Origin of the sequence: Xaviernesmea oryzae, assembly GCF_900109605.1 — a bacterium.
Classification (GTDB): Bacteria; Pseudomonadota; Alphaproteobacteria; order Rhizobiales; family Rhizobiaceae; genus Xaviernesmea; species Xaviernesmea oryzae.
The window spans coordinates 1-10,973 of the sequence record NZ_FOAM01000021.1; the positions used below are offsets into that span (position 1 = coordinate 1).

Genomic DNA, 10,973 nt, shown 5'->3' on the forward strand with positions numbered 1-10,973 from the left:
TCCGGACCTGCTGGCGATACCTGTCGGCAAGCCGAGACTGTTCCTCGCCGACAAAGGATATGACGGTGATTTCCTGCGCGAGGAACTCCTGATCCATGGGATCAGGCCAGTCATTCCGCCGAAGGCCAACCGGAAGAACCCGCCTGCCTGTGACTTCCGGGCATACAAGGATCGAAACCGCATTGAGCGGATGTTCAACCGCCTCAAGCAGTTCCGTCGCGTTGCGACCCGATACGACAAGACCCGAAAATCCTTCTCAGCATTTCTCGCCCTGGCTGCCGCTAAGATATGGCTGCCATACTTTGTCAACAGGACCTAGGGCGCATGCTGCGAACAAGTCTCGGAGAGCTTCTACATGAAGTGGAATGATTTATTAAAGCAATCCGTCCTAAGGGCGCTTTCAATGCCTGAATATACGGCTTATACTGGGCGGAAACCAATTCGAATTTTGCACCGATACGCTGCTGGATCGGCTTACCTGGAACTCGTTATGTGAAGTCATCCGGAAATCGAATCTGCGGCGCAACATAAGGTTCGAATACGCCCCGTGCGACCCGCTTTTCGAATAAGTATAAAAACTTCTCTACGTGGTTTACGGCCATGCCTTTGAAGTCCAAATAAGAATATTCATGCCACTTGCTCTCTAAAAGACGTTGGATGATCTCGTCCGTAAAACGCATCTTTACGACCCGCCCGGGATTGCCGACGACTATCGCGTAGGCAGGTACATCCTTCGTTACCACGGCATTAGTGCCAATAATGCAACCGTCTCCCAAGTTTACCCCGCCTCGAATATAGGCTCTCTCGCCGATCCAGACATCGTTTCCGATTGTGATATCCTGCCGCTTTTGTTCGCTTCCATCCAGGCTGCGGATTTGAAATGCGCTATCGGACGGAATGAAACCGCCGCCCAGAAAGTGCCGGTCATACAGGGCGCCCGAAGTGCTCAGCCAATCCGTAGGATGCTCTACAGCGCCAAAGCTGACATTTGCGGCAATCGAGCAATAGCGACCGATCTTCTTGATGCGGTTGAGTGACGACCACGAATACGAGAAGGCACCGAGATGCGCGGCGTTTTCGAACGAGCAGCCAGCAAACAGGCCGAACGGCGCGTGGATCTCGAAACCTTGAGGCGCGTAAACATGCGCACCAGCGGGAACGATAACGTTCTGAGCTTTGAGTCTTGCTTCGATGTCGTCTGTTACGCGAATATATATCATGCGGCTATCTCGAAAACCTGATCCCTACCGCACATGATAAGCTGCGCGTCTATGCGGCCGATGCGGGTAATGATTCAATTCAGTCTCAGCGTCCGTTCACGAAGTTTGACCAGAGCCGACCTGCGGGAGGCGTCTTCAAGTTGTAAAAAATGCTCAAAAGCAGCGGTCGAAATGAGCGTTCGAAATTGCGTGGAAAATGCTTCTGGTAAATCCTGGCCCAGTTGTTTTCGGGCCAACGCCAGCAATTGTCCGAGAGACGCGGATTTTACAGTCATCCCTTCCACTGTCTCGTCTGCAAACCCGGCAGGATTGTCCACTGCCAACAAGTCCTCTAGGCGGACACAAAGCTTGACGACGCGTCTGGAAACCTCCCAATGCTGATCGGCATCAATCGCACGACGGCTTGCCGAGCTTAGCACGATAAGCACCAGGGCCTGTGCGACATTGCCAATTTTTCCTTCCAGCAACGCGGCACTGAAAAGCAGGCCGTCGCACTGAAGCGACTCTGACGCGCACACTTCAATGGCCTTGGCCAAGCTTTGCTCCGCCAGTGAATGTTTACCGCGGCGGATGTGGTTGATGGTCTCCAGGCTCAGCAGGGAAATTTCCTGAACACCCGTCCAGGAGTGCCCCGACGCTTGTTGTTTTTGGAGGCAGGCTATTGTCTCCACCAGTGTCAAGGTTTTGTCCGGAGTGATGTATCCATGATGACCGTAGACGCTGAAGGAAATGCTGTTTTCTTCCAAATGTCGCGCCAAGTCCCGATGAATATAATCCCAGCGAGACCGCTCGCTGATGGCGCGGCCAAAAAGGGACGCGTAGATATCGATCGCCTCGGAAGTGCCGATCGCAAGGCTGTCATCCGCCCAGAGCGTTCCCGGGATACGGCCATCGACGAAAATGTGCGTGTCTGTGCACTTTCGGCGAATGAGGTCTTCATCCAGATAGTTGAGACGGAAGTCGGACCGCATCCTGACCACATAATCGAATTTCTTACCTGTTCGAGCTTCGATTTTGCGTTTGATTTCATTGGCGCGCCATACTTTGTACAGCATCCGCAAGCTGTTCATGTCCTGGCGGACTTCGTTAAAGGAGAGATCCAGTTCGTCAGGCTGCTCGACATCAATGACAGCGTCGGGAAAGTAGCCGCGTATAAGATCGGCGACGGGCGTGCGCGCTTGAATATCCGCCTGAGCCTCCACGTAGTGGAAAATTTCAGGACTGAAGTCCGTAATCCGTCTCGACAGCCACGACCATGTCATTGCCCAGCAAACATCGATATCAAACATCCGGAATAACTGAGCCGAGGAAACAAATCCGTCAGACCGACGCCCGATTTTGGACCAAACCGAAAAGACAAAGGTGACGTCTGAGCCCTTTGTTGCCTCGAGAAGGTTTCGGAAGGACGCATCGGGAGCCCGGATCTGACCAGAGACGCAGATGCAGATCGACATGACAACTTCCTTCAAGCTTCCAGACCGCGGCGCCGGATTATAGCGCATGTGCAGCAAGGCGTTCCGCCGCGCGAGGAATAGCGGACGGATGAAGCGCTGGCAACAAGCGGCCCTTGCGGCGCTGTTTGCCGACTATCAATCCGGTAACCAGCAATCCGCCGGTGTTTTTCAGAGCCGTTGATCGTGCTGTCAAGCTTGCGCCATACCACACGCGAACCTCCCTCAATCTGGCCTGAGACCCATTGCCTGCCACCGCAGCCGGCAATTTCCCCGGCCATCCACTCTTGCCGGCATGTCCGCCACCCTCTTCGCGCGAAAGCAGTGGTCAGCAAGAGGAAATTTGCGTTAAACCTGTGCTCGGTGCCATCGGGCGCTGACGTCGGTGCGGCGTGAAAACAAGGCAGGGAGGCAGGCGGCATGCTGGAGACCGGAAAGATCTTTATCGGGACGAGCGGCATGGGGCATCAGCCGCCCGGCGGGAGCGAGGCGGGGGAGGGCGAGTATCTGGATCTCCGCTTTGCCAATCGCCACGGGCTGATCACCGGCGCGACCGGCACCGGCAAGACGGTGACGCTGCAGGTTCTGGCCGAGGGCTTTTCCAAAGCGGGCGTGCCGGTCTTCTGCGCCGATATCAAGGGCGATCTCTCGGGCATCGCGGCCGAGGGCGTGCCGAAGGATTTTCTGCTCAAGCGCGCGGCCGAGATCGGGCTGCAGCCCTATCTCTTTGAAGCCTTTCCGGCGATTTTCTGGGATCTCTACGGTGAGAAGGGCCACCGGGTGCGGGCCACCGTCTCGGAAATGGGGCCGCTGCTGCTGGCCCGGCTGATGGATGCGAGCGAGGCGCAGGAAGGCGTGCTCGCCATCGCCTTCAAGATCGCCGACGAAGGCGGCCTCCCCCTGCTCGACCTGAAGGACCTGCAGGCGCTTTTGACCTATATGGGGGAGCATGCGGGTGAGCTGTCCACGCGCTATGGGCTGATCTCCAAATCCTCGCTCGGCTCGATCCAGCGCGCGCTTCTCGTGCTGGAGGGGCAGGGCGCCGACCAGTTCTTCGGCGAGCCGGCGCTGAAGATCGCCGATCTCATGCGCACGGATGCGGAAGGGCGCGGCATCGTCTCCGTGCTCGCCGCCGACAGGCTGATGATGAATCCGCGGCTTTATGGCACTTTTCTGCTCTGGCTGCTTTCGGAGCTGTTCGAGGAACTGCCCGAGATCGGCGATCCGGAAAAGCCGCGCCTCGTGTTCTTTTTCGATGAGGCCCATCTTCTGTTCAAGGATGCGCCCCGCGTGCTTCTGGAGCGGGTGGAACAGGTGGTGCGCCTGATCCGCTCCAAGGGTGTCGGCGTCTATTTCGTCACGCAAAATCCGCTCGATGTCCCGGAAACCGTGCTCGCTCAGCTTGGCAACCGGGTTCAGCATGCCCTGCGCGCCTATACGCCGCGCGAGCAGAAGGCGGTGAAGACGGCGGCCGAAACCTTTCGCCCCAATCCGGCTTTCGACTGCGCCGAGGCGATCACGGAACTCGGCACCGGCGAGGCGCTGGTCTCCACGCTCGAAGGCAAGGGCGCGCCTTCCATGGTCCAGCGCACGCTGATCCGTCCGCCGTCCGGCCGCGTCGGGCCGATCAGCGATGACGAGCGCCGGCAGCTGCTGGCAACAAGCGTCGTCGCCGGGCTTTATGATCGCGATATCGACCGTGAGTCGGCCTATGAGATCCTGAATGCCCGTGCCGCCAAGGCACAGGAACAGGTCCAGGCAGAAAAGGCGGCCCGCGAGGCCGAGGCCGATCCGCCGCCTAGCCGTTGGACATTGCCCGGTTTCGGCCATCAGGAGGAGACGCAGGCCAAGACCTCAAAGCCTAGTCGGGCCGGCTATCAGCGCGAAACAGTAGCCGAAGCGGCCATGAAGTCCGTCGCGCGCACGGTCGCCTCTTCGCTCGGGCGCGCGCTAGTTCGCGGCATTCTCGGCAGCCTCAAGCGGTAGAAACTTGGCGCGCAAAACCCTCTCATCTTCGCCATAGCGCCGGCGGGCGCATCTTGACGAGGCCATGCGTCGACGCATGCGGCATGGTGGGGCGATTTAGGGTTTCGAGAGCGGAAGCAGTAGGCGCCTGCCAGCCGGCGCATCGGGGACGATGAGCCTCCCCGACCCAAGGCAAGGGCTTTGCTCTCGAAAGGAGTGACGCAAATGGGGTTTTTCCCTGTGAGCATCACGCTTAGCATAAGGAAAACCCGCACGGGCTGGCAAGCATACGTGCGGGTCACATTCCTCGTCTAAGCGCAGGCCACCGAGGCTCGAACTTCGGTGGCCACTCCTTGATATTACCGTCGGGCGCCGCCTTTTTCAAGCGGCGCCCATGTGGCGCATCACGCATGACACCGTTCCCTAACGCCAGGCCATCGCCGAGCTTTCGCGGAAGAGTATTCCGCAAAAACCGTCTGCCTCTCCTATCGTCGAACCCCGCCGGCATGTCTTTTAAGAGGCTGGCGGGTGGCGCGAGCACGCCGGCTCAGGCGAGCGAGACGTCGACTTCGGTAGCCGTGCGCATGGCGTGGCTGTAGGGGCAGACGATGTGGGCGGCGGCCACGAGTTCTTCGGCCTGGCTGCGTTCGACACCAGGCAGGTCCACCAGAAGCGACACCTCGATACCGAAGCCGGTGCCGTCATCACGCGGACCGATGCCGACGGTCGCCGTTACCTTGGCGTCGTCGGGAACCTTGATCTTCTTCTGGCCAGCAACGAAGCGCATGGCGCCGAGGAAGCAGGCGGAATAACCCGTGGCGAAGAGCTGTTCGGGATTGGTGCCGGTGGCGCCGTCGCCGCCCAGCGCCTTGGGCACCGTCAGCGTAACGTCGAGAACGCCGTCTTCGGTGGCGGCGTGGCCGGCGCGGCCGCCGCCGGTTGCGGTGGCCTTGGTGGTGTAAAGGATCGGCATGGTCAACTCCTGAGGTTCAACATGGATAATGATTTTCTGATAGCGCAAAATTAAATGATGCGCAATCCAATTTTGCAAATTGCCGCGATGGTCTGAATTTGCGATAAGAAACTTATGACAAAGCCAGACGCCCCTGCTGACCGACCTGACGCCGAGGACGGCGCAAGTGCGCCTATGCCCCGGCTGGCGGATCATCTCTGCTTTTCGGTCTATGCGCTGGCCCACGCCTTCAACCGCGCCTACAAGCCGCTGCTCGACAAGGTCGGGCTGACCTATCCCCAATATCTCGTACTCCTGACGCTGTTCGAGGAGGGGAAATTGACAGTCAAGGCGATCGGCGAGCGGCTGAGCCTGGATTCCGGCACGCTTTCGCCCTTGTTGAAGCGGCTGGACGCGGCTGGGCTGGTTACGCGGCTGCGCGATGCGCGCGACGAACGCCAAGTGCTGATTCAGCTGACGGAGAAGGGTGAGCGTCTCCGGCCGGACATCGGGGCGATCCATCAGGCCATCGGCGCTGCGGTCGGCTGCAGTCTCAGCGATACCGAGGCGTTGCAGCGCCAGCTTCGGGATCTGACCACGCAACTCGGCGCGGCGGCGCCATCGATATCCTGAGACGTCGCCTGCGCGTGCACGTCTCCGAACTCAACCTTAAGGATACAGCGGCTTGAAGTGCAGCCTGGCGCCCTCGACGATCACAAAGGGCTAAAACCTGCTAGACGACGTGTCCGCGCCGCCCATGCAATTCAACGTCTATTTCTGTTTTAAGTCAAAGACTTAAGTCGCCTGACACCTGGCCTGTCCGCGTTTTCCGGTCGCCTTCCCATCCTTTGCTTCGCCCTTCGTCGATCTTTCCTTCTTCAAGCCCTGCGTTACTCTCAAAGGCGGGATGATTCGGGAGGGGCACAATTCTGAGATTTAGATATGAGGCATTTGCGGCCTACGCGTTGGAGAGCGGGGCTGCGACGGACCGAACGGCATGAGGACATATGCCGACCGACCCAGCAGGATGTTATCGGGGAGAGCGCCGGGTTCCACAGCGCGCCCATCCTCACCGCGCGCGTCCTACGCCATCGCGCATAGGGGCGAGAGACGCGAGCGGATGGTGCGGAGCTCGGGTGACTTGGGGGACGGCCTCCTATGTCCGTAACCACGCTTGCCCAGACGCCCGGTTTGGGTGGGCGGTTGATGTCGATCAGTGGCCATGCTGCCGCCGTCCTCTGCATCATGCTGGGCGGCGTGGTTCTTCTGCTTTGGATTGTGCAGCCTGCCGCCGTCGTTGCTGATTATCCGGCGATCTTCGTCACCGAACTGATCTCGGCCCTTTGTTTCGTGCTTACGGGCCTTGCCCTCTGGATGATGCTTGCGGATGCCCGCAAAGCCGGAACGATATTTTGCCTGCTGTCGATCGCGATCGCCGGCGACTCGCTGATTTTCGATGTTTTCAACTGGGATCCAGGTCTCGATGCGCTTCTGCCGCGGCTCTTTGCCCACGCGGCACGGCAGCCGAAACATGTCGTCGGCGGAACGGCGCTCTGTTTCATCCTGATCGACCTGGCGATCCTGCGCACGATCTTGAAAGGCGGCCCGTCGCATTGGAGCATCGCGCTGCCGGCGCTTGTGTTCATGATCGCCGCCGGCACCATTCTGACCTACGCGCTGCATCTTGGCGTCGAGCCACGCTGGCTGCCGCTGAAAGTGGTCTCGCCCTATACGACGCTCTGTTTTCTCGCTTTGTCGCTGGCGCTGATCTTTCATCATGTGCGCCTGCTCGATTATCACCGCCAGACGGTTGCGGCGATGCTCGCTTCGGCCACCTATGTTCTCTTGCTGCTTCTCACGCTGCTGGGGCTGGAAAGCAGTGCCGAAGGCGCGGTGCCGCTGCTCTCGGGGCCGGAAACGCATGATATTCTGGCCGCCGTCCTGCTCGCATCCGGCGTCATTTTCACCGTGCTGGTGGTCTACGCCTTCCGCAACGCCCAGCGTCATGCCGATGTGGCGGCCCAGCTTTCCGAGAGCCAGCAGCGCCTTGCGGCCATCATCGAGACGGCGGTGGACGGCTTCATCACCATCGACGAGCGCGGGACGATCCTGTCGATCAACGCCGCCTGCGAGCGCATCTTCGGCTATCCCGCGCGCGACATGCTCGGCCAGAATGTCCGCATGCTGATGCCGGACCCTTACAGGCGCGACCATGACGGCTATATGCGCAACTACCACGCGACCGGCCGGGCCAAGGTGATCGGCATCGGTCGCGAGGTGGAAGGCCTGCGCCGCAACGGGACGACCTTTCCGCTCGATCTTGCCGTCACCCGCATCGAGCTGCCGCATCAGGTGATCTATAGCGGAATCGTGCGCGATATTTCCGAGCGCAAGCGCCAGGAACGCGCGCTGCTGGAGGCCAATGCCGAGATGGAGGAATTCTCCTACCGCACCTCGCATGATCTGCGCTCGCCCATCGCCTCCGCGCTGGGCCTCGCCGCCATCGCCCGCGAGATGACGCAGGATGGCGCGCCGCCCGAGGCCGTAGCGCAGGTGATCGAACGCATCGATGGCGGGCTGCGCCGGTTGGACCGGCTGATCCAGGACATCATCGCGCTGACCCGTACCAAGCTTCTGGAGGAGCCGGCGGCCGAGCTGGCGCTGGCGGATGCCGTGCGCGAAACGATCGAGCGGCTGCGCTTCATCGGCAGCGGGCGCCGCATCGCCTTTTCCGTCGAGGCGGACAAGGATCTGGTGATCGCCACGAAGATCTCCCGCGTGCAGATGATCCTCGACAATCTGATTTCCAATGCGATCAAATATTCCGATCCGCAGGAAGAGGCGCCCTATGTGCGGGTTCTCCTGCGTCTGGAGGGCGATATGATCTCCATTACCGTCAGCGACAACGGGCTCGGCATCGATTCCGAACAGCAGCGCCACCTGTTCCAGATGTTTCGCCGGTTTCACCCCGGCCACAGCCAGGGCAGTGGGCTGGGCCTTTATATCCTGCGCAAGAGCGTCGAGCATCTGGGCGGCTCCGTGGCCTATCACCCGCTCGACAAGGGCAGTGCTTTCGTCGTACGTTTTCCGGCAAGGACCTGCCCATGACGCTTGCCTCCATTCTGATGGTCGATGACGACGAGTCCGACCTTTTCATTGCCGGCTACACGATCCGCAAGTTCAACCCTGACATCGCGGTTCTCCAGGCGCGAAACGGTCGCGAGGCGCTCGACGTGGTGCAGGCCGGCAGACCCGACGTGATCCTGCTCGACGTCAACATGCCCGTGATGGACGGGTTTGAATTTCTCGAACATCTGGCCCGCCTGCTTAAGGATCGCAGCCCCATGGTGGTCATGCTCACCAGCTCCCACCTGCCGGCCGACCGAAAGCGAGCCCATAGCTATGACTTCGTGCGCGCCTATGTGGAAAAGCCGCTGAAGGGCGAGGACATGGCCATGCTGGCCGGGCTGGCAGCAGAGGGCGACGGCGAAGCCGCAACCGGCTGACGCCGCCGTGCCGTTGGCGCTGTTGAGGCGTACAAGGAGGGCATCGTCCCAAACCCGGTAAGTAAGCGCCGGGGTGCATGGGACGTCCTGTCTTCGCTCGGCCCGCATGCTGGATCCTGTATCCTGAAGTCACCCGCCTGAGCGTGTCGGCGGCCAGGAGTTTATCTGTGCGGAAGCATGGAAAACCGAGCCTCCGCACAAAAACTCCGGCAGTCAGATGCCTTGGCCCGATGCGAATGTGGCCATATGCCGGATCAGCATGACGCCGACGGTCGCGCCAGCATCCTGAAGGCCGATGGTCTTTTGCTGGAAGGCGGCGGCCTTGCCGTGCTGCGCCAGCATGGCTTTCGTTGCCTCCAGTGCTGCGTCCGCCGCATCCGCCGCCCGGTTCAGCGCCTCTGGCAGCGCAAGTCCGTTCTGCGCTGCGTCCTCGAGCGTGGTGGCGATCGGGTCGAGCACGTCGAGAAGCGTCTTGTCACCCAGCTTGGCTTTTCCGCGCTCGGCGACGCCGTCGCGATAGGCGCGCCAGAAGGCGGCCATCGCTGCGGTGTCGAGCACTTCCATTCCGTCGACTGCCTTGCTGGCCCGCAGGAAGCCGGTGGCCGTCAGCGTGCCCATGGTCGATGGTGCGGTACGGGCCATGATTGCGCCGGCGGTGCGCAGAAGCTTGCCAAGCCCGGCGGAGGCGCCTTCTGCCGCAACGGCTTCCGACGCGGCGGCGAAGGCCTTGCTCATGGTGATGCCGAGGTCGCTGTCGCCCACCTTTCCGTCAAGGGCGATGAGGACGTCACGTTGGTCGGCGAAGAGTTCCTTCCAGCGCTCGAAGAGCTCGATGAGGTCAGCGGCATTCAATGTCTCGCGCGTCATCTTTCACCCCGCGATGTGCTGGAAGAAGGGCGTGTCGGCCGGCGCGGCGATCAGCCGCTCCAGCTCCGCATCGAGATGCAGAAGGGAAATCGAGGCGCCCGCCATCTCCATCGACGTGGCGAATTCGCCGATCCAGACATGCTTTGCCGTGACGCTTCGCGCTTCGAGCAGCTGTGAAACCCGGCGGAAGAGGATGTAGAGCTCTTCCAGCGGCGTGCCGCCGAGACCGTTGACGAGCACCGCCACCTCATCGCCCGCCTGATAGTCGGTCTCGGCGAAGATGCGCTCCATCATTTCGTCGACCACGGCATCTGCGGGGGCGAGTGTCTTGCGGCTGATCCCGGGCTCGCCATGGATGCCCATGCCGATTTCCATCTCGTCCTCGCCGATCGAGAAGGTGGCATGGCCGATTTCGGGCACGACGCAGCTCGATAGTGCCACGCCCATGGTGCGGGTGCGCTGGCGGGCCTTGTCTGCCAGGCGCGTGACCTCATCGAGCGGTAGGCCCTCGGCAGCAGCTGCGCCGGCGGCTTTGTAGAGAAAGAAGATGCCGGCAACGCCGCGCCGCTTATGTTCCTCGCCGACAATAGAAGAGGCGACGTCGTCATTGCCGACGACCTGGCGAACGGTGATGCCCTCGAGATCGGCCAGTTCCGCAGCCATATCGAAATTGATGATATCGCCGGAATAATTGCCGTAGATGTAGAGAACGCCTGCACCCTGGTCGATGTGCTTGGTAACGTCCAGCATCTGCTCGGCGCTGGGCGACTGGAAGACGCCGCCGACAGCTGCGCCATCGAGCATGCCATCGCCGACGAAGCCGAGAAAGGTCGGCAGATGGCCCGAGCCGCCGCCGGTGGCAAGGCCGACCTTGCCGGATTTCACCTTTGCGGTGACGAGGCAGCGCAGATCGTCGCCGACATGGGTGACGGCCGGATGTGCCTTGTAGATGCCCTCCAGCATCTCGTCGACAAAGCTGCCGGGATCGTTCAGGAACTTCTTCATACTGTCC

Annotated in this window: 10 protein-coding genes; 5 read left to right on the forward strand and 5 right to left on the reverse strand. The window is 60.8% G+C overall.

Annotated features, from left to right (window positions below; genetic code table 11):
• Nucleotides 1–319 (forward strand): transposase (locus tag BMX61_RS20880; RefSeq protein ID WP_139198957.1); only part of this gene is annotated, 319 nt, incomplete at its 5' end.
• Nucleotides 320–488: 169 nt separating this feature from the next.
• On the opposite strand, the gene BMX61_RS20885 is transcribed toward BMX61_RS20880, so the two are convergent.
• Both BMX61_RS20885 and BMX61_RS20890 read right to left on the reverse strand, forming a co-directional pair.
• Nucleotides 489–1,220 (reverse strand): CatB-related O-acetyltransferase, encoded by a 732-nt coding sequence (locus BMX61_RS20885; protein WP_075625521.1) that lies wholly within the window; start codon nt 1,218–1,220, stop codon nt 489–491.
• A gap of 74 nt (nt 1,221–1,294) precedes the next feature.
• Nucleotides 1,295–2,674, reverse strand: coding sequence for a hypothetical protein (locus BMX61_RS20890; RefSeq protein ID WP_075625522.1), 1,380 nt, complete (start codon nt 2,672–2,674; stop codon nt 1,295–1,297).
• Between the two features lie 417 nt (nt 2,675–3,091).
• Between BMX61_RS20890 and BMX61_RS20895 the strand changes: the two genes are divergently transcribed.
• Complete coding sequence (locus BMX61_RS20895; protein WP_075625523.1) at nt 3,092–4,657, forward strand: helicase HerA-like C-terminal domain-containing protein; 1,566 nt, start codon at nt 3,092–3,094, stop codon at nt 4,655–4,657.
• A gap of 526 nt (nt 4,658–5,183) precedes the next feature.
• On the opposite strand, the gene BMX61_RS20900 is transcribed toward BMX61_RS20895, so the two are convergent.
• Nucleotides 5,184–5,609, reverse strand: a complete 426-nt coding sequence (locus tag BMX61_RS20900; RefSeq protein ID WP_075625524.1) for an organic hydroperoxide resistance protein — start codon at nt 5,607–5,609, stop codon at nt 5,184–5,186.
• Nucleotides 5,610–5,783: 174 nt separating this feature from the next.
• Here BMX61_RS20900 and BMX61_RS20905 point away from each other — a divergent pair, with 174 nt between their 5' ends.
• The 3 genes from BMX61_RS20905 (at nt 5,784) to BMX61_RS20915 (ending at nt 9,094) form a co-directional block, all read left to right on the forward strand.
• Nucleotides 5,784–6,221: a MarR family winged helix-turn-helix transcriptional regulator gene (locus tag BMX61_RS20905; protein WP_075625525.1), complete on the forward strand. Its 438-nt coding sequence runs from the start codon at nt 5,784–5,786 to the stop codon at nt 6,219–6,221.
• A 525-nt stretch (nt 6,222–6,746) separates the two neighbouring features.
• A complete protein-coding gene (locus BMX61_RS20910) occupies nt 6,747–8,696 on the forward strand; it encodes a PAS domain-containing sensor histidine kinase (protein WP_075625526.1) in 1,950 nt (649 codons plus the stop codon).
• A complete protein-coding gene (locus tag BMX61_RS20915; protein WP_075625527.1) occupies nt 8,693–9,094 on the forward strand; it encodes a response regulator in 402 nt (133 codons plus the stop codon). Before BMX61_RS20910 ends, BMX61_RS20915 begins: the two co-directional genes overlap by 4 nt.
• A gap of 213 nt (nt 9,095–9,307) precedes the next feature.
• Here the strand turns inward: BMX61_RS20915 and BMX61_RS20920 are convergent, their stop codons facing one another.
• Both BMX61_RS20920 and BMX61_RS20925 read right to left on the reverse strand, forming a co-directional pair.
• On the reverse strand, nt 9,308–9,961 hold the full coding sequence (locus tag BMX61_RS20920; protein WP_075625528.1) for a dihydroxyacetone kinase family protein: 654 nt from the start codon (nt 9,959–9,961) through the stop codon (nt 9,308–9,310).
• A gap of 3 nt (nt 9,962–9,964) precedes the next feature.
• Nucleotides 9,965–10,966 (reverse strand): dihydroxyacetone kinase subunit DhaK, encoded by a 1,002-nt coding sequence (locus BMX61_RS20925; RefSeq protein ID WP_075625529.1) that lies wholly within the window; start codon nt 10,964–10,966, stop codon nt 9,965–9,967.
• Nucleotides 10,967–10,973: the final 7 nt, after the last annotated feature.

Bases quoted from the DNA above. Each gene is read 5' to 3' on its own strand.
- BMX61_RS20915 (WP_075625527.1), top strand. From the start codon at position 8,693: ATGACGCTTGCCTCCATTCTGATGGTCGATGACGACGAGTCCGACCTT.
- BMX61_RS20925 (WP_075625529.1), bottom strand. From the start codon at position 10,966: ATGAAGAAGTTCCTGAACGATCCCGGCAGCTTTGTCGACGAGATGCTG.
- BMX61_RS20885 (WP_075625521.1), bottom strand. From the start codon at position 1,220: ATGATATATATTCGCGTAACAGACGACATCGAAGCAAGACTCAAAGCT.
- BMX61_RS20910 (WP_075625526.1), top strand. From the start codon at position 6,747: ATGTCCGTAACCACGCTTGCCCAGACGCCCGGTTTGGGTGGGCGGTTG.
- BMX61_RS20900 (WP_075625524.1), bottom strand. From the start codon at position 5,609: ATGCCGATCCTTTACACCACCAAGGCCACCGCAACCGGCGGCGGCCGC.
- BMX61_RS20905 (WP_075625525.1), top strand. From the start codon at position 5,784: ATGCCCCGGCTGGCGGATCATCTCTGCTTTTCGGTCTATGCGCTGGCC.
- BMX61_RS20920 (WP_075625528.1), bottom strand. From the start codon at position 9,961: ATGACGCGCGAGACATTGAATGCCGCTGACCTCATCGAGCTCTTCGAG.
- BMX61_RS20895 (WP_075625523.1), top strand. From the start codon at position 3,092: ATGCTGGAGACCGGAAAGATCTTTATCGGGACGAGCGGCATGGGGCAT.
- BMX61_RS20890 (WP_075625522.1), bottom strand. From the start codon at position 2,674: ATGTCGATCTGCATCTGCGTCTCTGGTCAGATCCGGGCTCCCGATGCG.